Here is a 20,139-nt window from a genome sequence, read left to right on the forward strand (position 1 = left end):
AGTGGTGCGCGGGGGCCGGTGCGGTCCGCACCGGCCCCCACGGGTGCGGACCGGTCAGCCGGCGGACCCGTCCAGGTCCAGCACGGCGCAGCCCACCAGCCCGTCCACGGACAGCGAGGTGATCACGGCCGTGCCGCCGCGGGCGCCGCCGTCCGCCGGCTCAGGGGCGAGTACCGCGGCGACCTGCAGCAGCCCGTCGGCGCTGAGGCACTCGCCGACCGTCTCCTTGACCCGCACGACCCGGCCGGGCAGCGCGCCCAGCGCCCGGACCACGGCACGCTCCTCCAGCCGCTCCAGGCCGGTCCGGCCGGTGGCGCCCAGCGAGACGGTGGTCACCTCGGCGGGGGACCTGCCGCTGCGCTCCAGAGCCGTGCCGATCACGGAGACCAGCCCGGCGGCCAGGCCGGTACGCGTCGCGAACCCGGTCTCGCACGCCAGGACGCGGGCGAGCGCCGGCCGCCCCGCGGCCCCGGCCACCTCCTCGGGCTCGACCATGAGGGCCGCCGCACCCTCGCCCACCGGTGCGGCGGCGGCGAGCGCACCGGACCGGTGCCACCCCCACGCCGTCTGCGGGGAGAACTCCTCCACGCCGGCCACCAGCAGACGGTCGGCCTGTCCCTGACGCAGTGCGTTGCGGGCGTAGCGCAGGGCCTGCACCCCCGCCAGATGACCGCCGGCCAGCGTGGCGTTCACCCCGCGCAGCCCGTGCCGGATGGCGATCTGGCCGGCCGCGCAGTTCATCACCGTGTTGGGGAACAGGCTCGGGTTCACCAGGTAGGGGCGCTCCTGGCGCAGCGTCTCCAGTGAGTACTCGCTGGAACTGCGGATGCTCCCGGTGGTGGTGCCGAGCACGACCCCGGTGCGCTCGCCCACCGGCTCCGCCAGCGAGTCCAGGGCCAGCCGGCAGGCCACCAGCCCGAGTTTGGTCGTACGGTCCAGATGGCGGACGCCCTTGCGGCCGATCAGTTCCGCGGTCCGCAGATCGGGAACGGTACGCACCGGCCGCGGCGGCGGGGTCTCGCCGTCGGGGACCGGCTCCGCGTGGACGGCGAGGGAACCGGACAGCGCCCGGCCCAGGGCTTCGAGGCCGAGCCCGGCCGGTGTCGCCACCCCCACCGCGGTGATGACGAGCGGGGTGACGGCGGGAGCCCGGCGGTCTGCGGTCACGGCCGCGGTGGCGGTACTCATGAGGCCCTTCCCAGAATGGTGATGGCGTTGTTCCCGCCGAAGGCGAAACCGTGGTTCTGCACCACCCGGGGACGGGCGGCCCGTGCCGAGACCGGTACGGGATCGACGCCGGGGCCGAGAGCGGGATCCACCTGCTCCACCCCCGCGGTCGGCGGCAGGAAGCCCTCGTACAGCGCCTGGCAGCAGATCAGCGCACCGAAGCCGCTGGCCGCGCCCATGGTGTGACCGATCATCGACTTGATGGAGCTGATCGGCGGGATGCGGTCACCGAACACCTCACGGGCGGCGCTGACCTCCGTGGCGTCGTTCGTGCGGGTACCGGTGCCGTGGGCGCATATGTAGTCGATGTCCTCGGGCGTCACGCCCGCACTGCGGTGCGCCGCCCTGATGCACGAGGCGATGCTGGTCGGGTCCGGGTGGACCATGTGCTCGGCATCGCAGTTGACGCTGTAGCCGAGCACCTCGGCGTAGATCCGGGCGCCGCGTGCGACGGCACGGTCGTAGGGCTCCACGAGCAGCGCGACCCCGCCCTCCGCCGTGAGGATCCCGGAACGGTCCGCGTCGAAGGGGCGGCAGATCTCCTCCGCCAGGGCGCCGAGCCGGTAGAACCCCGCGTGCGCCCACCGGTTCAGCGAGTCGGCACCGCCGGCCAGCATGTAGTCGGCCTCGCCGCTCGCCACCATGTCGTAGGCGTAGCCCAGCGCGTAGTTGCTGGCCGAGCACGCGGTGGCGAGCGTCAGCGCCTCACCCGAGAGGCCCAGTTCGCTGTTGACCGCGGCGGCGATCCGGCCTGCCGGAACGGCGCCGACCCGCTCGCCGGGCAACGACTTGAGCCCGTCCGCGGCCCAGGCCGCGACGAGTTCCTCGATGACCGCGGACTCGCCGCTGGTGGTGCCCATCACCGAACCGCTGCGGGCCCCGGCCAGTGCGGCCTCGGACAGATCCGCGTCCGCGACGGCGAGCCGGGCGGCCGACGCGGCGAACTGCGCGCTGCGCCCCCACTCCCCGGGCGCGATGCGGCGCAGCCACGCGGCAGGTTCGAACTCGTGCACCTCACCCGCGTACGTGTGGGGGAAGCCGGTGGTGTCGAACCCGGCTATGGGGGAGGTGGTGCGGCGGCCGGCCCGGATGGAGGCCGTGAACGCGGCGGCGCCGATCCCGGCACTGCTCACCGCGCCCAGGCCGGTGATGACGACGCGGCGGTTCCCCGGTTCAGGCATCGGTACCCCCGACGAGGGACCGGGCGACCACGGCACGGACGCCGTCGAGGTTGCCCATCTCGGTGAGGTCGTCCTGGGGGATCGTGACACCGAGGTCCTTCTCGATGCGTGCCAGGATCTCGATGGCGAGCAGCGAGTCGGCGTCGTGGTCGTCGATGAAGCTGCTGGTGTCCGTGAGTTCGTCCGCGTCCAGCTCCAGGACCTCGATGACGATGTCCCGCAGCTGGGTGTCCTGCTCGGCGGTCAGGACGGTGGTGTCGGCGCTCATGGCGTCCGCCTTTCGTTCATGGGTGTGACAGGGGAAGTACGGGTGGTGCGGGGGCCGTAGGGCCCGTTCACGACGTGGGGTGGGGAAGGTGCACCGGCGCCGGGCTGCGCCCGCCGCGGTGGCGCAGGTTGACGGCGGACGCGCGGGCCAGGGCCACCGGGCTGAGGAAGCGCAGCGGGCCGATGATCCGGGACGCGAACAGGTGCATGTGGCGGGCCATGGACGCGTCACGCGCCGCCGCCGAGAACATCAGCCGCTCGAACGGGTTGAACGGCCGCGCCTTGGCGTAGTCGGCGGCCAGATGCTGGTGGCCGGCGAGCCCGCGGCGATGGCGGCGGGCGTACGCGGTGAGCGCCCGGTCGAGGTCACCGCGCCCGGTGACGGCGGGAGCGACCGCCTCGGCCAGCCACTGGGCCGACTGCAGGGCCCAGCCGACCCCGACCCCCCACAGCGGGTCGCTGGTGAGCGCGGCGTCCCCGATGAGGGCGACCCCCGGTGCGCTCGGCCGCCGGGAGTGCAGCGGGTAGTTGACCGTGCCGGTGATCTTGGTGATGCGCTCGGCGGAGTCGATCGCGGGACCGTCGGGCAGGGCGCGGACGAAGTCGAGATAGGCGCCCTCCAGGTCCTCGCGGAAGGCCGGCAGCCGCTTCTTGTCGGGGATCACCGCGACGACCGTGACCCCGTCGTCGTTCGGCATCGCGTACGCGACATCGGGCTCCAGGAACCAGGAGTGGGTGATGCCGTCACGCAGCGGGAGGTTCCTGAAGTGCGCGAAGTAGCTGAACCGCTCGTTCTCGTGAGACGTGGCGGGCATCCCGGCGAACCGTGCGACCGGCGAGTCCTTCCCGTCCGCGCCGACGACCAGCCGGGCGCGCAGCTCGTGCGGCCCGTCGGGCCCGGTCACCCGCACGCCTACGGTGCGCCCGGCCTCCCGGATCACCCCCGTCACCGCGTGACCGGCCAGCAGGTCCACGCCCGGTGTCGCCGCGGCGCTGGACCTGATCATCGGGTCGAGCGTGCTGCGGCGGATGTTGTACGCGTAGGGGAGTTCGGGTCCCGAGGGTGCGGCCTTGGGCTCGATCCACCCCCAACGGGTGTACCAGCGGGCCTCGTTGCGTACGGCTCCGGCCTTCTCCAGCTCGGGGACGAGCCCGAGCTCGTCGAGCACCGGGTAGGCGCAGGGCTGGAGGTAGTGGGTGCACAGCACCTTGTGTGCCGCGGGGTCCGACCGGCGCTCCAGCAGCGCCACGCGGACACCGCGCCGGGCGAGCATGATCGCGGCGGCGCTGCCGGCGACACTCGCTCCACTGATGATGACGTCGTAGTCGTGGTCTTCAGGCGCGGTCATGCACTGATCGCCTCCTCGTCGTTGTGGTACGGGGCTGTCTCCGCCAGGAAGGCGGAGACCTGCGCGGCCACCCGGTCCGGCTGCTGCAGCTGGCAGAAGTGGGTGAGTTCCGGGTCCTGGTGGAGCCGGATGTCCCGGACCGATGCCAGGAGTTCGTCGATCGCGGCCGGCGGGGCCGAGGGGTCGTGGGTGCCGCTGACGACCAGCACGGGCGCCGTGATGCGGTGCAGCGGCAGCTCGGGAGTGCGGCTGAGCATCGCGTAGAACTGCAGGAAGCCGTGGGGTTCCACGCGCTCGCGGACCTTGCTGATCATCACCTCGACGATGTCCGCGGGGATCCGTTCGGCGCGCGGTCCCAGCCGGGCCCGCAGCCCGTCGGCGAGCACCCCGCGGAAGCGGCCGATGGCCTCGTGGAAGAACCGGGCGTCGACCGGCTGGTCGTGGGGCCGGAAGACGGGTGCCACCAGCACGGTCGGAACGCAGGGGCGTCCGGTACGGCGGGTGAGCAGTTCCAGCTGAGTCGTCGCGCCGAACGAATGGGCCACCACGGCGTCGGGGTGGGCGGGCAGCAGATCAAGGGCGCGTTCCAGCCAGGCGGTCGACGAACCCCGCTCCGCCCAAAGATGGCGGGAACCGTTGCGCCACGGCAGGTCGAGAGCCAACAGGCGCTCCCCGCCGGGCAGATGACCGGTCAGCGGGGTCCAGTCCGACCACTTCTCCTCGAAGCCGTGGACGAGGACGATGGTCGGGGCCCCGCATGTGCGGGCCGGGCGCTCCCAGACGCGCAGCGCCTCGCCGTCCACCTCGCGGTCCACGGCCAGCCGCCACGGGACACCGTGCGATGCCCCTTGCTCTGCCAGCAGCACTTGCCTCACCTCTCACCTCGGGGTCGGGCCGGTTGGGTAGGGACGATAGGGACACCCCGGGTTGCCGCCGAAGCGCGGTAGAGGCGGTGTGAAGCTCCGGAGAAGTCCTGATGGAGGCGGCGTTGAGCCGCGCTTCAGCCCGGGGACAGCCGTACGTCAGCCGCGCTGCACGCACGGGCACGGCGCCGCGTTGGTGATTTCTTTAACCGACCTTGAGGATCACTTCGCCGCAGTGGTCTCTACCTGCGGAAGTATCGTCAAATGCCCTGGAAGGCACGGCTGGTGGGCGTTTGACAAACCGGCCGACTGATTTTTAGAGTCCAAGTGACTGGTAACTAACGACTAGCTCGGGGGAAAGTCGATGGATGTCTTTGTGCTTGGATCATTCGATGTCCGAATATCGGGGGCCAGGATCACGCCGACCGCACTGAAGCCCGCCAAGTTGCTGGCGCTTCTGTCCATGAGCCGCGGGCAGCATGTTTCTCTGGCCGAATGTGTGCAGGAGCTGTGGGCGGGAGACGCCCCGCGTACTGCCGGAGCCGCCATCCACACCTATGTGCGCAAGCTCCGTGAACTCATCGCCACGGCGATTCCCGGTGTCGACCCGAAGACCGTGATCTGTACACGGCCGGGCGGCTACCTCCTCAACCTGGCCCCGGGCGGCATCGATCTGGAGGAGTTCGTACGCCTGGCCGAGCGCGGTCACCGCGCGGCCGCCCTGGGGGACGACGCCCTCGCCGCCGGCCGTTTCCGGCAGTCCCTGGCCCTGTGGCGCGGCCCGGTACTCGCGGACCTGCCGGCCGGTCCGATCCTGGCGATCCGCAAGAAGGAGCTGGAGGAGTACCGCAAGACGGCCCTGGACCGCTGCATCAGTGCGGAGCTCAGGATGGGGCGGCACTACGAACTCCTGGGTGAACTCGTGGCCCTCGCCGCCGACGACCGTACGCACGAGCCCCTCCATGCCCAGCTCATGCTCGCGCTGTACCGGGCCGGCCGCCGGGTGCAGGCGCTCGAGGTGTACCGCGAGCTGAGGCACGAACTCTCCAGCCGCCTCGGCCTGGAGCCCTCCCCGCGGATCCAGGCGCTGCACCGCGCGATCCTCGCCTCGGACTGCTCGCTGCAGCGCGAAACGGGCGAGCGCACCCCGAGCCGCACGGCCTGAGGCTCCCGCGGGCCCCGGCGGGGCCGGAGCCGCGTGTATCCACGCGGCCCCGGCCCCGCTCTGTCCTCCCGTGCGGTGCCCGCGGACTCCTCCGACGGCGCCGCGCCGATGCGACGCCGTGACGGACGAGACAAGGGGTGCGGGGCGTGACTGATTTCGACACCAAGGTCCTGGTGGACCGGTGGCTGGCCATGTGGAACGGCGATCTGGCGATGGCGCAGCAGATCATCGCGCCATCCGTGCGCGTTCATCTGCCGGCTTTCGGAATGCCGCCCGAGGAGGGCATCGACAACCCGGACCGGCTGGCGTCCTGGATCGCGCTGTTTCGCAGCTCCTTCTCGTCGGCCGGCTTCCGGTGCGAACTCGGGCCCTTCACCGACGGGGACCATGTGATCTCCCGGTTCCGGTTCACCGGCATCTGGGCCGGGGGACGCCCCGCCATGGCGACGGCACCACCCGGAACCGCGGTCGACTTCGCCGGCGTGGACACGTTGCGGATCGAACAGGGGCGGATCGCCGAGTACTGGCTGACGGACGACCAGCTCGACCTCTACGCACAACTGGGGGCGGTACGCGGGCTGGAACCGCAACCCGCGGGCCGTCCCTGAGGGCAGTCCCGCCGGTCAGGGCCATGGAGCCGACGGGGCACACCGGGGTGTGTACCGGTCACGAGCGCCGGCAAGGCCCGTGACCGGTACGCCTACCCGCAGACCGTGCCCGCCGCCGGCACCTTCCCGTCCAGCAGATAGCCGCCCACCGCCTTCTGCACACAGGCGTTGCCGCTGTTGTACGCGCCGTGCCCCTCGCCCCGGTACGTCATCTCCACGCCGACGCCCTCGCCCAGCTCCTCGGCCATCGCCCTCGCGCCCGCGTAGGGGGTCGCCGGGTCCCCGGTGTTGCCGATGACCAGGACGGGGGCCGCGCCCTCGGCGCTGACGTCCGGGGTGTCCCAGGCGCCCGCCACCGGCCAGCCGGTGCACGCCATCAGGCCCCAGCCGAGGTAGTCGCCGAAGACCGGCGAGGCGTCATGGAACTCCGGGAGCTTCGCCTTCGCCTCGTCCAGGGTGAACCGCTCCTTGGAGTCGGCGCAGTTGATGGCGGTGTTGGCCGCTGCCGAGTTGTCGTAGTGGCCGTCCTCGGAGCGGCCGTTGAGGGAGTCCGCGAGCGCGAGGAGCAGTCCGCCGTTCCCGCCGTCGGCCTCGTCCAGGCCCTGCTCCAGCAGCGGCCAGGTCTCCTTGGAGTAGAGCGCCGCCGCGATGCCGGTGGTGGCCTGGGTCTGGGTGAGCTTCCGTGAACCGAGCCCCGCCACCGGCTTCCTCTCCAGCCGGCCGAGAAGACCGGACACCCCCTGCTCGACCTCCTCGGCGGTGGATCCGGGCAGCTTGCAGGCGTCGCCGCGCTCCACGCAGTCCGCGGCGAAGTTGTCCAGGGCGAGCTGGAAGCCCTTGGCCTGGCCGAGGGAGGACTGCTCCGCGTCCTCGGTCGGGTCGACGACCGCGTCCAGGACCGACCTGCCGACGCTCTTGGGGAACAAGTGCGCGTAGACGCCGCCCAGTTCGGTGCCGTACGAGATGCCGAAGTAGTACAGCCTGTCGTCGCCGAGCACCTGGCGCATCAGGTCCATGTCGCGGGCGGCGTTCGTCGTCCCCACGAAGGGGAGCTCCTTGCCCGAGTTCTTCTCGCAGGCCGCCGCGTACGTCTTCGTGTCCTCGGTGAACGCCTTCTCCTCCGCCGCGTCGTCCGGCGTCCCGTCGCCCTCGTACCGCGCGTCCAGCTGCTTGTCGCTCTCGCACTCCACGCCGTCGCTGTCGCCGACGCCGCGCGGGTCGAAGCTCACCAGGTCGTAGCGCGTGCGGAGCTTGTCGTACTCCGCGCCGAAGGCGGGCAGGGTGGCGACCCCCGAAGCGCCGGGGCCGCCGAAGTTGAAGATGAGCGAACCGATCCGCTTCTTCCCGTCGATCGACTTCGCCCGGACGAGCGCCAGGGAAATGGTCTTGCCGCCGGGGTCGGCGTAGTCGAGCGGGACATCCATGGACGAGCACTCCCAGACGGCCCCGCCCGGCAGCGGGGAGGGGGCCGCGCCACCGCCCTGCGCCTGGGAGGGGGCCGGGCAGGGCTTCCACTTCAGCTGCTGGGATGCGAGGCCGGACGCGGTGGGGGCCGCGGCGGCGTCGGCGGCGACCGGGGCGCTGCTCGGCCGGCCGGCCGTGTCCTGGTCACCCCCGTCCGAGCAGCCGGCGAGCGGGAACAGCACGGTCACAGTGGCGGCGAGGGCCGCGGCGCGCAGGGCAGGGGAGGTCCTCATCACCCCATCGTGCGGCGGCGCCCCGGGCGGTGCACGGGGCGCCGGTCCAAGCGGGTGGACGCCTGCGGAGCGGGCCGGATCAGAGCTCGCCCTTGCGCGTCAGGTGGTTGAAGGCGAGCCAGCCGGGAAGCACCGGCAGCCACAGCGTCATCAGGCGGTAGAGCAGCACCGCGGGCGCCGCGACCTCCTTCGGCAGGCCGACCGCGATCAGACCGAGGGTCAGCGCACCCTCGACCGCGCCCATACCGCCCGGGGTCGGCGCCGCCGACCCCAGCGCGTTCCCGGCGAGGAAGACCACCGCGATGCTGGCGTAACTGAGATGCGGCACGTCCGGACCGCTGAACGCCCGGACCGACGCGTCCAGGCACATCACGAACAGGCCGGTCAGCAGCAGCATCCCGCCGATGCCCGTGAGCAGCTTCTGCGGCCGCTGCACGACATCGAGCATGCGCGGCACGACCCCGGCGAACAGCGACCGCACCCGTGTGACCACGAACTTCCGCAGGAACGGAATGGCCGTCACCACCAGCACCAGGACGGCGACCGTCAGCAGTCCGGCGATCACGGTCCTGGACGGGGTGAGCGAGGACGGTGTCTTCTCGGTACCGGTCAGATAGCCGAACGCGGCCAGCAGCACGATGTGGCAGCCAAGCCCGAACAGCTGCGAGGCGCCGACACTCGCGACCGCCAGTCCCGGACGCACCCCGGAGCGCTGGAGGAACCGGGTGTTGAGTGCCACCCCGCCCACCGCCGCCGGGGCCACGATCTTCACGAACGAGCCGGCGACCTGCGCCAGCACCGTCTTGCCGAACGGCACCCGCTCGGGCACGAAGCCCAGCAGGCTCATCGCGGCCGCGATGTAACTGAGTGCCGAGAAGCCGAGCGCGGCCGCCACCCAGCCCCACTCCGCCTGCTCGACCACCGCGCCGAAGTCGGCCTCGGTGACCTGCGAGATCAGGAAGTACGCGGCGATGGCGCCGGCGATGAAGCTGAACAGGGTGCGCGGCTTGATGCGCTCCAGGCGGACCGGCTCGACCGGTGCCTGCGGCCTGATCAGCAGCACCTCCTGGCGCATCTGGGAGAGCAGGTCCTCCTCGCGGGCCTCGTCCAGCGCATCGTCCATGGCCCGCTTCTCGGCCTGCTTCTCGGTGCGCAGCGACTTGCGGGCGGCCTTGCGCCCGGGGTCCTTGGAGAGCTCCGCGTCCTCGGCCCTGGCCCGCTTGGCCGCGTCCGACGCGTCCAGCACGGCCTCGCGTTCGCGCTGCGACCGCTCCCGGGCCAGCCTGCGCAGCTGCGCGCGGGTGGAACGGCTGAGCGCGATCGGCTGAAGCAGCGGCAGACAGTCCGCGACCGCGTCCGGGCCGAGCACCGCAAGCGCGGACGCCACCGCCCGCTCGGCGCCCACCCGCAGTCCGGTGGTCGTGAGCAGCTGGGCGACGTCCATCCGCAGCACCAGATCACCGGCCGCGATCTCGCCGCCGCGCAGGTCCGTGACGAACACCTTGCCGAAACGATCCACCAGGATGGCGTCACCGGTGAGCCTGCGGTGCGCGATCCGGCGCGACTGGAGCGCCCGCACCTGGCGCCAGGCACCGCGCACCAGATCGTCGGTGATCTCGGCGTCCTCCAGCGCGTCCAGCGAGCGCCCGCCGATGTGCTCGTACACCAGCATCACGGCGTCCGGGCCGAGCTCGGAGGTGGCGATCAGTTTGGGGGCGTTGGCACCGGCGGCGATCGCCGCGTACGCGAGCAGCGCCTCCTGCTCCAGCGCCTGGCGCAGCGACTGGATGGACCGCCGCTGGGTGATGCCGCGCAGGGTGAGCCTGCGCCACACCCGGTAGAAGAAGCCCTGCGCCTGCTGTTCTCGGTCCACGACCGTGACGTCGAGCGGTGGCCCGTCCTCCAGGGAGACCAGATAGCGGCGCCCCCGGTCGCTCTGGTCGCCGGAGTCCGGGGCGTCCTCGGCCCGCATCGCGGTGACCGGGCGGAAGCCGACGTGGCGCAGCCCGGCCATCAGGTGCTGGCCGGTCGGCCGGACGTTGGGCGAGCCGACCGCGTACAGCGTGCCGTACGCGACCGTCCAGCCGATCAGCACCGTCAGGACGATCGAGAACGGGGTCGTGTAGCCGCCCACCAGCATGGCGAAGGCGTCGAGCAGCAGCACCACCCACAGCACGACCCGCCAGCGCGGCCGTCTCGCCATGCCGACCGCCGTCATGTAGGCGATCACGGGAGCGAGATAGCCGTGTACGGGATCGGTGAGCGCGTCACCGGGCTGCGGCTGGGTCAGGGCGTCCTGAATGGTGCCGGAAGCTGACTTGGCGACCCACAGGTCCGTGGCGAGCGTCACCCCGTGCGCCAGCACGGCGGCCAGCACCCCGTCCGCGATCCGCAGCCCGTCGCGTTTGATCAGCCGCTCGATCGCGAAGGCCACCGGGACGAGCAGGACGGCGATGCTGGAGACCAGACCGGCGATCTTGATGAGCAGGTCGGGTGCCTGCCCGGTGCCCTTGTTGATGTCCTGTTCGAGGCCGGCCGTCGTGCCGTGGGCGAAGGCGGCGACGGCGAACAGCACGACGACCGCCAGGACCCCGATGAGGAGCCGCAGCAGATCCGAGGGCCGGTGCACCCGGGCGGGGAGCAGGGGTTCGTCACCCGAGACGCGGTCGGCGGACGCCGCCTCGGAGGTCGAGAGGGTCGAGCCGACCGGGTGATCGTCGGGGGAGACGCCCGGGGACGCACCGGCGGGGGGCGCGTCGGTGTCCGCGCCCCGCCCCGTGCCCGGCTCCCGGCCGGGGGCCGCCCCGGAGCGCGGGTCGGCATCGGAGGCGTCGGCCGCCTTCGGTGGCTGCACGCCCTGCTCCTTCGTCGCCTCTGATTGGTCTTCGTGTTCTCGTATCACCGGTCACCGCCCGCATGATGGTGGCACGGCCGGAGCGCGGAGGGGGGCATCAGGGTGCGATGCGGGGGTGCGCGATGGGCAAGATACGCCCCCCGCCCTTCCCGCGCACACTCCGTGTCCGTCCGGACACGGAACGGGCCGGACTGTCGGTGGCGTACGGCAGGATGGGCCGGATGAGCGAACACCCGACGAGTGACGCGTTGCCGGAGTACGCGGAGCGCGTGCTCGACGTGGCCGAACTGATCCCGCCCGGCCGCGTCATGACGTACGGCGACATCGCGGAGTGGCTGGGCGACGGCGGCCCGCGCCAGGTCGGCCGGGCCATGGCGCTGTACGGGGGAGCGGTGCCGTGGTGGCGCGTGGTGCGCTCCGACGGTGCGCTGCTGCCGGGCCACGAACTGCGTGCGCTGAATCACTACCGCGAGGAGGGCACTCCGCTGCGCGAGGCCGCGCGCAGTGCCGAAGGCCACGTTCCGCGCCTCGACATGCGGCGCGCACGGTGGGACGGCGTGCCCGTCGGGGCGGCGGAGGGCGGTCCTGGCACGGACGGCGACGACGGCGGGGGAGCTCACACCTGACAGCTTCGGCCATCCGGTGACGCATCGGGCGGAGCCGGGTCCGTACGACGTGGAGGAAGCGCGACGCGACGTCGGCGCGGAGCCCTCCGTCCGGGCCGAGCGGCCCGTGCCGGAAGGGTGTCCGAGGGTCCGGGCCCACCGCTCCGGCCGGACTCCCCGTCGCGCGGAACGTGACGAGCCACGCAGCCGTCCCGCCCCCTTCGGGGGCTGCGCCGGAGTAGCGTCGTCAGTTCGCGGCAAGCGCCGCGCCTCACCCCGCAGCACACTCCGCACTTCCCGCACTCCCCGCGCAAGCCTCAGCACTCCCAGCAGACCCACCAGGACCGGCGATCCCCACGTGAGCACCTCCTCCACCACCCGGCACAGTCCGCACCGCCCGGCACGGCGGGGGACGACGGGCGCATACCGGCTGGTGCGTACGCTGCCCGGTTCCGTGGAACCCCCTCTCCTGGACGCGGCACAGCGCGCGGTGGTTGACCACGCGGGCGGGCCGCTGCTGGTTCTCGCGGGCCCCGGCACCGGCAAGACCACCACGCTCGTCGAGGCGGTCGCCGCACGCGTCGCCCGGGGCGCCGACCCGGCCCGGATGCTGATCCTCACCTTCAGCCGCAAGGCGGCCGTCGAGCTGCGCGACCGGATGGCCGCCCGGCTCGGTGCCGCCCGCGGACCGCAGGCCACCACCTTCCACTCCTTCTGTTACGCCCTGGTCCGCGCCCATCAGGACGCCGACCTCTTCGCCGATCCGCTGCGGCTGCTCTCCGGACCCGAGCAGGACGTCACCGTCCGCGATCTGCTGGCCGGCCAGCTCGACCTGGAGAAGGAGGGCCTCTCGCGCATCCGCTGGCCCGACGAACTGCGCGCCTGCCTGACCACGCGCGGCTTCGCCGACGAGGTGCGCGCCGTGCTCGCCCGCAGCCGTGAGCTGGGACTCGGCCCCGACGCCCTCGCCGACTTCGCCCGGCGCACCGGCCGGCCCGACTGGGGCGCCGCCGCGGCCTTCCTCGCCGAGTACCTCGACGTCCTGGACGCCCAGGGGGTGCTGGACTACGCCGAGCTGGTGCACCGTGCCGTGCTGCTCGCGGAGCGCCCGGAGGTGTCGGCGCTGCTGGCCGGTCAGTACGACACCGTGTTCGTCGACGAGTACCAGGACACCGACCCGGCGCAGGTGCGGCTGCTGCACGCGCTGGCCGGCAACCGGGGGAGCTCCCCGGGCGGCGGCGGTGGCCGGAACCTGATCGCGTTCGGTGACCCGGACCAGTCGATCTACGCCTTCCGAGGGGCCGATGTGAACGGCATCCTCGACTTCCCCGAGGTGTTCCGGCGCGCGGACGGCGCCCCGGCCCCGGTCGGCGTCCTCACCACCTCACGCCGCTCCGGCGACCGGCTGCTCGCCGCGACCCGGCTGCTCACCCGCCGGATGCCGCTCACCCGGCTGCCGTCGGCGAAGGTCCGCGCCCACCGGGAGCTCGGCGCGGTCCGCGAGGGCGGCAGCGTCGAGACGTACACCTATCCGACCGCGTCCACCGAGCTGGAGAACATCGCCGACCTGCTGCGCCGGGCGCATCTGGAGGACGGGGTGCCGTGGCAGGAGATGGCGGTCCTGGTCCGCGCCGGCGGCCGTACGATCCCGGCGGTGCGCCGCGCCCTGACCTCGGCGGGCGTCCCACTGGAGGTCGACGGCGACGACCTGCCCCTGCGCCACGAACCCGCGGTGGCCCCGCTCCTGACCGCCCTGCGCACGGTGGCCGCGGCGGCGCTGCGCCGGGGCGCGGAGCCGGAGACAGAGGAAGAGGCAGAACCAGAGGCGGAGGCAGAGGAAGAGGCCGAGGCAGAAGCAGAGGCGGACGCCATTACGGGCCCGGACGCGGATGCGGACCCGGATTCGGACCCGGATGCGGGCCCAACCCCCTGGCTCGACACCGAGACGGCGCTCACCCTCCTCACCTCCCCCCTCGGCTCCATGGACGCCGCCGATCTGCGCCGGCTCGGCCGGGCCCTGCGCGACGAGGAGCGGGCCGCAGGCAACCGGGTGCCCGCGCCCTCCGGCGAACTGCTCGCCCGCGCGCTCGCCGAACCTGAGCGCCTCGTGACGCACGACCCGGCGTACGCCCGTGGCGCCCAGCGTCTCGGCGCGCTGTTGCGCGCGGCGCGCGAGCTCCTCGAACGCGGCGGCACCGCCGAGGAGGCCCTGTGGGAGCTGTGGTCCGGCACCCCGTGGCCGGCCAGGCTGGAGCGCGCCGCGCTGCGCGGCGGCGCGGGCGGCCGCAACGCCGACCGCGACCTCGACGCGGTCTGCGCCCTCTTCGACACCGCGGCCCGCGCGGAGGAGCGCACCGGCGGCCGCGGCGCGCTCAACTTCCTGGAGGAGGTCGACGCCCAGGACATCGCGGCCGACACCCTCTCCCGGCGCGCCACCCGGCCCGACGCCGTACGGCTCATGACCGCGCACCGCTCCAAGGGCCTGGAGTGGCGCATGGTCGTCGTCACCGGGGTGCAGGAGGGCCTCTGGCCCGACCTGCGGCGCCGCGGCTCACTGCTCGAAGCGGACCGGATCGGCCGCGACGGCCTCGCCGAACCCCTCACGCCCGGCGCCCTCCTCGCCGAGGAGCGCCGGCTCTTCTACGTGGCGGCGACCCGGGCCCGCGAACGCCTCGTCGTCACCGCGGTCAAGGCGCCCGCCGACGACGGCGACCAGCCGTCCCGCTTCCTCACCGAGCTCGGCGTCGAACCCCGCGACGTCACCGGCCGGCCCCGCCGCCCCCTGGCCGTCGCCGCCCTCGTCGCCGAACTGCGGGCCACCACCGTCGACCCCGAAGCGTCCGACGCGCTGCGCGAGGAGGCCGCCCACCGCCTCGCCAGGCTCGCCGCGCTCGGCGACGACGAGGGACAGCCGCTCGTGCCGTCGGCCCACCCCTACCGCTGGTGGGGCCTGTACGAGCCGACCCGCTCGGCCGTCCCGCTGCGCGACCGGGACCAGCCCGTCGCCCTGTCCGGCAGCGCGCTCGACCAGCTCGCCAACACCTGCGCGCTCCAGTGGTTCCTGGGGCGCGAGGTGAAGGCCGACGCCCCGGCGACCGCCGCCCAGGGCTTCGGCAACGTCGTCCACGTCCTGGCCGACGAGGTCGCCTCCGGCCGTACGCCCGCCGATCTGGCCGTCCTCATGGAGCGGCTCGACTCGGTCTGGGACGGGCTGGTCTTCGACGCGCCCTGGAAGTCGCAGCAGGAGAAGCAGCAGGCCCGCGTCGCCCTCGAACGCTTCCTGCGCTGGCACGTCATGGACCGCACCGGCCGCACCCCGGCCGCCAGCGAGCACGACTTCGACGTGACGCTGGAGGCGGGGGAGTACGAGGTACGCATCCGCGGCTCCATGGACCGCGTCGAACGCGACGCCGAGGGCCGGGCCTACGTCGTCGACTTCAAGACCGGCAAGCAGTCCCCGACGAAGGACGAGGTGGCCCGCCACCCCCAGCTCGCCGTGTACCAGCTGGCCGTCCGGGAAGGGGCGGTCGACGACGTCTTCGACGGCATCCGCCCGGAGTCCGGCGGCGCCGAACTCGTACAGCTGCGCCAGCCCGCCCCCAAGAAGGAGGGCGGCGACGCCGTCCCCAAGGTGCAGGCCCAGCAGCCGCCGGAGACCGAGTGGGTCTCCGACCTGCTGGCGACAGCCGCCGGCCGGGTCCTGGACGAACGGTTCACCCCCACGACCGGCCAGCACTGCGCCCACTGCACCTTCAAGGCCTCGTGCAGCGCGCAGCCGGAGGGCCGGCAGGTCCTGGAGTGAGCGCGGCGCGGCCCCCGGGCCCCGGCGTCAGAGCTTGCGGGCCACCACCCCGTACACGCTCACGTCCGCGTCCGTGACGTCGTCGATCCGCCGGTAGCGCGTACGGTCCAGCTCGTCCAGGCCCGCCACGAACTCCGGATCCGCGTCGGCGGCCTCGGGCAGGTCGACGACCTCCTCGGGGCGCCAGCGGTGCACCGGGACGACACCGGGTTCGAGCATCTCCAGACCGTTGTCGGTCACGAAGCGCTCCACCTGCGCGTGCGAGCGGCGGACCATGGCGAAGCCGCGCTCCTTGAACGCCTTCGTCACCTGGCCGACCTGCTCGGGGTTGAGGTCCGAGCTCACGTTGCTCAGCACCAGCAGACTCCCGGGTGCCAGCGCGCCGAGCAGCCGCTCGACGACGGGATAGGCCGCGTCGTCCTCGATGAAGTGGAGGACGGCGGCGAGGACGAGGGCGACGGGCCGGTCGAGGTCGAGGGTGCGGCGGGCGGCTTCGAGGATCGTGGCGGGGTCGCGCAGGTCCGCCTCGATGTAGTCGGTGCGTCCCTCGGGGCCGCTGGTGAGCAGGGCCTGCGCGTGGACGAGGACGACGGGGTCGTTGTCGACGTAGACCACCCGTGAGTCGGGGGCCACCGCCTGGGCGATCTGGTGCACGTTCTGCTGCGTCGGCAGCCCGGTACCGATGTCCAGGAACTGCCGGATGCCCTCGTGGGCGGCGAGCGTGACCGCCCGGCGCATGAAGTCCCGGTTGTGCCGCACGGTGAGATAGCCGCGCGGATTGGCGGCCAGCGCCATGGCCGCGGCCTCCCGGTCGGCCGGGTAGTTGTCCTTGCCGCCGAGGAAGACGTCGTAGACCCGCGCCGGATGCGCCTTCGTGGTGTCGATGCGCTTCCTGAGCTCCGTGGCGTCAGGGGCGGGTGCGTCGGCGCTCATATGACCGTCCTCGTAAGGCTGTTGATGCGACAAGCGGTAAATCTAGACCTTCCCGCGGTGCCTACGCGCTCCCCGGGGGAGGGAAACGGGGCCCCGCCCGCGGGCGCCGCACGGCTTCGTGGGTTGTCGGTCCGGCCGGTTAGCCTCTGTGGAGTGTCCCCACGTATCACCGATCCCGAGCAGCTCAAGGAGCTCCTCGGGATTCCCTTCACCCCGGAGCAGACGGCGTGCATCATCGCGCCGCCCGCCCCGCAGGTGATCGTCGCCGGAGCCGGGTCGGGGAAGACCACGGTGATGGCGGCCCGGGTGGTGTGGCTGGTCGGGACCGGTCAGGTCGCCCCCGAGCAGGTCCTCGGGCTCACCTTCACCAACAAGGCGGCCGGTGAGCTCGCCGAGCGCGTCCGCAAGGCCCTGATCGCCGCCGGAGTCACCGACCCCGACGTCATCGACCCGGACGACCCCCCGGGCGAACCAGGCATCTCCACGTACCACGCCTTCGCCGGCCGGCTCCTCACCGAGCACGGGCTGCGGATAGGGCTCGAACCCACCACCCGCCTCCTCGCCGACGCCACCCGCTACCAGCTCGCCGCCCGCGTGCTGCGCGAGGCCCCCGGCCCCTACCCCGCCCTGACCAGGTCGTTCCCCACCCTCGTCAGCGATCTGCTGGCCCTGGACGCCGAGCTGGCCGAACATCTCGTACGTCCCGGACAGCTCGCGGCGTACGACACCGAGCTGCTCCGCACCCTGGAGACCGCCGGGCTCAGCAACGCGGAACTGCGCAAGATCCCCGAGGCCGCCGAGGCCCGCCGCGAGCTGCTCTCGCTGACCGGCCGCTACCGGGAGGCGAAGCGCAGCCGCGACCTCCTCGACTTCGGCGACCAGATCGCGCTCTCCGCCGAGCTGGCCCTCACCCGTCCCGAGGTCGGCGCGATCCTGCGCGACGAGTACCGGGTCGTCCTGCTCGACGAGTACCAGGACACCTCCGTCGCCCAGCGCCTCCTGCTCTCCGCCCTCTTCGGCAGCGGACCCGACGGCACGTCGTCCGGACACGCCGTCACAGCCGTCGGCGACCCCTGCCAGGCCATCTACGGCTGGCGCGGCGCCTCCGTCGCCAACCTCGACGACTTCCCGAGCCACTTCCCGCACGCCGACGGCACCCCGGCCGCCCGCTACTCCCTCAGCGAGAACCGCCGCAGCGGCGGCCGCCTCCTGCACCTCGCCAACGGACTCGCCGCACCGCTGCGCGCCATGCACGAGGGCGTCGAGGCCCTGCGCCCCGCCCCGGGCGCCGAGCGCGACGGCCTCGTCCGCTGCGCCCTGCTGCGCACCCACGCCGAGGAGATCGACTGGCTCGCCGACTCGATCGCCCACCTCGTGCGCACCGGCAAGGCCCCCGGCGAGATCGCCGTCCTGTGCCGCACCGCCGGTGACTTCCCGGAGATCCAGGCCGCGCTCGTCGCCCGGGACATCCCGGTCGAGGTCGTCGGCCTCTCCGGACTGCTCCACCTGCCGGAGGTCGCCGACCTCGTCGCCGTCTGCGAGGTACTCCAGGACCCGGGCGCCAACGCCTCCCTGGTCCGGCTGCTCACCGGCCCCCGCTGGCGGATCGGCCCCCGCGACCTGGCGCTCCTCGGTCGCCGCGCCCGCCTCCTCGTCCACCGCGCGGCCCACGGCGACGACGCGGACTTCGACCCCGACCGCCGGCTCGCCGAGGCCGTCGAGGGCGTCGACCCGGCCGAGGTGATCTCGCTGGCCGACGCCCTGGACACGTTCCTCGACTCCGGCGGCGAGCAGGACGACCGCCTGCCGTTCTCCGCCGACGCCCGCGTCCGCTTCGCCCGCCTCGCCACCGAACTGCGCGACCTGCGCCGCTCCCTCGCCGACCCGCTGATGGACGTCCTGCACCGGGTGCTGTCCACCACCGGCCTGGAGGTCGAGCTCTCCGCCTCCCCCCACGCCCTGGCCGCCCGCCGCCGCGAGACCCTCGCCAACTTCCTCGACGTCGCGGCCCGGTTCGCCGCCGTCGACGGGGAGGCCTCGCTCCTCGCCTTCCTCGGCTTCCTGCGCACGGCCGCGCAGTACGAGAAGGGCCTGGACAACGCGCTGCCCGGCGGTGAGAACACCGTCAAGGTCCTCACCGCCCACAAGTCCAAGGGCCTGGAATGGGACGTCGTCGCCGTGCCCGGCCTGGTCACCGGCCAGTTCCCCAGCGGCCGGTCCCGGGACGCCTGGACCTCCCAGCCCCAGGTCCTCCCGCACGCCCTGCGCGGCGACACCGCCACCCTGCCCGTCGTCCACTCCTTCGACGCCAAGGGGCTCAAGGGCTTCAAGGAGGAGATGAAGGAGCACCAGCACACCGAGGAGCTCCGCCTCGGCTACGTCACCTTCACCCGCCCCCGCACCCTGCTGCTCGGCTCCGGCCACTGGTGGGGCCCGAACCAGAAGAAGCCGCGCGGGCCGTCCGCCTTCCTGCACGCGCTGTACGAGCACTGCGCCGCCGGGCACGGCGAGATCGAGGCCTGGGCGGACGAACCGGCCGAGGACGAGGAGAACCCGGCCCTGGCGGCCGGGGCAGTGGCCGGCCACGCCTGGCCGCTGCCGCTCGACGACACCGCGCTGGCCCGCCGCAGGGCCGCCGCGGACACGGTGATGGCCCACCTGGAGGCACTGGCCGCGGCGGGCCCGGTGCCTGATGCGTACGCGGCGCAGGAGCAGCCGCCCCCGCCGGACCAGGCCCGCCCCGGACCTCCCGACGACGAGCTGTTCCCCGAGGACGACCCCTTCCTGGACGACGCGCCCTTCCCCGATGACGACGACGCGCCCCCGGCCGCCCCGCACGTCCCGGCGGCCCGCGCCCCCGAGCGGGTGCCCCCGCGGCTCACCCCCGAGGAGTCCCGCACCCTCGCCTCCTGGGACCGCGACCTCGACGCGCTCGCCGGGGAGCTGCGCCGCGCCCGCGCCACCGTGCGCGACGTCCTCGTGCCCGCATCGCTCTCCGCCACCCAGCTGCTGCGCCTCGCCGACGACCCCGACGGCTTCGCCCAGGAACTGGCCCGCCCCATGCCGAGGCCGCCGCAGGCCGCCGCCCGGCGGGGCACCCGCTTCCACGCCTGGGTCGAGTCCCGCTTCGAGGAACTGCCGCTGCCCATGCTCGGCCCCGACGAGCTCCCCGGCGCCGACGAGAGCGACGCCGACATCGCCGACGAGCGGGATCTCGCCGAGCTCAAGGAGGCCTTCGAGCGCACCCCGTACGCCCGCCGCACCCCCTACCGCGTCGAGACGCCGTTCCAGATCACCCTGGCCGGCCGGGTGATCCGGGGCCGTATCGACGCGGTGTACCGCACCGGGGACACGTACGAGATCGTCGACTGGAAGACCAGCCGCACCAACACCGCCGACCCCCTCCAGCTCGCCGTCTACCGCCTCGCCTGGGCCGAACTGCACGGGCTGCCGCTCACCGATGTCACGGCCACCTTCCTCTTCGTCCGCAGCGGCGAGAGCGTCCGCCCGGCCCGGCTCCCGGGCCGCCCGGAGCTGGAGCGGATCCTCCTGGACGAGCCACCTCCCACGGCCCGATAAGCTGAAGGT

Annotated in this window: 13 protein-coding genes; 5 read left to right on the forward strand and 8 right to left on the reverse strand. The window is 73.3% G+C overall.

All coding sequences use genetic code 11. The features are described from left to right. Positions 1-54 precede the first annotated feature (54 nt). The 5 genes from OG408_RS26330 to OG408_RS26350 form a co-directional block, all read right to left on the reverse strand. A complete protein-coding gene (locus OG408_RS26330; RefSeq protein WP_266782570.1) occupies positions 55-1,188 on the reverse strand; it encodes a beta-ketoacyl synthase N-terminal-like domain-containing protein in 1,134 nt (377 codons plus the stop codon). Next, entirely contained in the window at positions 1,185-2,408 is a 1,224-nt protein-coding gene (locus OG408_RS26335) for a beta-ketoacyl-[acyl-carrier-protein] synthase family protein (protein WP_266782572.1), read from the reverse strand. Before OG408_RS26335 ends, OG408_RS26330 begins: the two co-directional genes overlap by 4 nt. Then, positions 2,401-2,676 carry an acyl carrier protein gene (locus OG408_RS26340; RefSeq protein ID WP_266782574.1) on the reverse strand — a complete coding sequence of 92 codons (276 nt, stop codon included), beginning with the start codon at positions 2,674-2,676 and terminating at the stop codon, positions 2,401-2,403. The genes OG408_RS26335 and OG408_RS26340 overlap by 8 nt, the downstream gene beginning before the upstream one ends. Before the next feature lie 67 nt (positions 2,677-2,743). Further along, positions 2,744-4,024 carry an NAD(P)/FAD-dependent oxidoreductase gene (locus OG408_RS26345; protein WP_266782576.1) on the reverse strand — a complete coding sequence of 427 codons (1,281 nt, stop codon included), beginning with the start codon at positions 4,022-4,024 and terminating at the stop codon, positions 2,744-2,746. Further along, positions 4,021-4,890, reverse strand: coding sequence for an alpha/beta fold hydrolase (locus tag OG408_RS26350; protein WP_326672299.1), 870 nt, complete (start codon positions 4,888-4,890; stop codon positions 4,021-4,023). The genes OG408_RS26345 and OG408_RS26350 overlap by 4 nt, the downstream gene beginning before the upstream one ends. 460 nt (positions 4,891-5,350) lie before the next feature. Between OG408_RS26350 and OG408_RS26355 the strand changes: the two genes are divergently transcribed. Both OG408_RS26355 and OG408_RS26360 read left to right on the forward strand, forming a co-directional pair. Next, entirely contained in the window at positions 5,351-6,052 is a 702-nt protein-coding gene (locus OG408_RS26355) for an AfsR/SARP family transcriptional regulator (RefSeq protein WP_405405343.1), read from the forward strand. A 146-nt stretch (positions 6,053-6,198) separates the two neighbouring features. Further along, a complete protein-coding gene (locus tag OG408_RS26360) occupies positions 6,199-6,660 on the forward strand; it encodes an ester cyclase (protein ID WP_326672301.1) in 462 nt (153 codons plus the stop codon). Between the two features lie 92 nt (positions 6,661-6,752). Here OG408_RS26360 and OG408_RS26365 read toward each other — a convergent pair whose 3' ends face one another. Continuing rightward, positions 6,753-8,357: an alpha/beta hydrolase gene (locus tag OG408_RS26365; protein ID WP_326672303.1), complete on the reverse strand. Its 1,605-nt coding sequence runs from the start codon at positions 8,355-8,357 to the stop codon at positions 6,753-6,755. A gap of 79 nt (positions 8,358-8,436) precedes the next feature. Continuing rightward, a complete protein-coding gene (locus OG408_RS26370) occupies positions 8,437-11,211 on the reverse strand; it encodes a lysylphosphatidylglycerol synthase domain-containing protein (RefSeq protein ID WP_326672305.1) in 2,775 nt (924 codons plus the stop codon). Positions 11,212-11,432: 221 nt separating this feature from the next. Here OG408_RS26370 and OG408_RS26375 point away from each other — a divergent pair, with 221 nt between their 5' ends. Both OG408_RS26375 and OG408_RS26380 read left to right on the forward strand, forming a co-directional pair. Next, the gene (locus tag OG408_RS26375; protein WP_323178016.1) at positions 11,433-11,837 is read left to right on the forward strand and encodes an MGMT family protein; all 405 of its coding nucleotides are present in this window, start codon (positions 11,433-11,435) and stop codon (positions 11,835-11,837) included. A 337-nt stretch (positions 11,838-12,174) separates the two neighbouring features. Beyond that, entirely contained in the window at positions 12,175-15,618 is a 3,444-nt protein-coding gene (locus OG408_RS26380) for an ATP-dependent helicase (protein ID WP_326672308.1), read from the forward strand. A 27-nt stretch (positions 15,619-15,645) separates the two neighbouring features. On the opposite strand, the gene OG408_RS26385 is transcribed toward OG408_RS26380, so the two are convergent. Next, positions 15,646-16,551, reverse strand: coding sequence for an SAM-dependent methyltransferase (locus OG408_RS26385; RefSeq protein WP_266782590.1), 906 nt, complete (start codon positions 16,549-16,551; stop codon positions 15,646-15,648). Between the two features lie 153 nt (positions 16,552-16,704). On the opposite strand from OG408_RS26385, the gene OG408_RS26390 reads away from it, so the two are divergent. Next, on the forward strand, positions 16,705-20,130 hold the full coding sequence (locus tag OG408_RS26390; RefSeq protein ID WP_326672311.1) for an ATP-dependent DNA helicase: 3,426 nt from the start codon (positions 16,705-16,707) through the stop codon (positions 20,128-20,130). The last annotated feature ends 9 nt before the right edge of the window (positions 20,131-20,139 follow it).

Origin of the sequence: Streptomyces sp. NBC_01257, assembly GCF_035917255.1 — a bacterium.
Taxonomy (GTDB): Bacteria; Actinomycetota; Actinomycetes; order Streptomycetales; family Streptomycetaceae; genus Streptomyces.

Excerpts from the sequence above, each read along its gene's own strand:
- OG408_RS26355 (WP_405405343.1), top strand. The coding sequence starts at position 5,351 with ATGAGCCGCGGGCAGCATGTTTCTCTGGCCGAATGTGTGCAGGAGCTG.
- OG408_RS26345 (WP_266782576.1), bottom strand. The coding sequence starts at position 4,024 with ATGACCGCGCCTGAAGACCACGACTACGACGTCATCATCAGTGGAGCG.
- OG408_RS26330 (WP_266782570.1), bottom strand. The coding sequence starts at position 1,188 with ATGAGTACCGCCACCGCGGCCGTGACCGCAGACCGCCGGGCTCCCGCC.
- OG408_RS26335 (WP_266782572.1), bottom strand. The coding sequence starts at position 2,408 with ATGCCTGAACCGGGGAACCGCCGCGTCGTCATCACCGGCCTGGGCGCG.
- OG408_RS26375 (WP_323178016.1), top strand. The coding sequence starts at position 11,433 with ATGAGCGAACACCCGACGAGTGACGCGTTGCCGGAGTACGCGGAGCGC.
- OG408_RS26385 (WP_266782590.1), bottom strand. The coding sequence starts at position 16,551 with ATGAGCGCCGACGCACCCGCCCCTGACGCCACGGAGCTCAGGAAGCGC.
- OG408_RS26365 (WP_326672303.1), bottom strand. The coding sequence starts at position 8,357 with ATGAGGACCTCCCCTGCCCTGCGCGCCGCGGCCCTCGCCGCCACTGTG.
- OG408_RS26340 (WP_266782574.1), bottom strand. The coding sequence starts at position 2,676 with ATGAGCGCCGACACCACCGTCCTGACCGCCGAGCAGGACACCCAGCTG.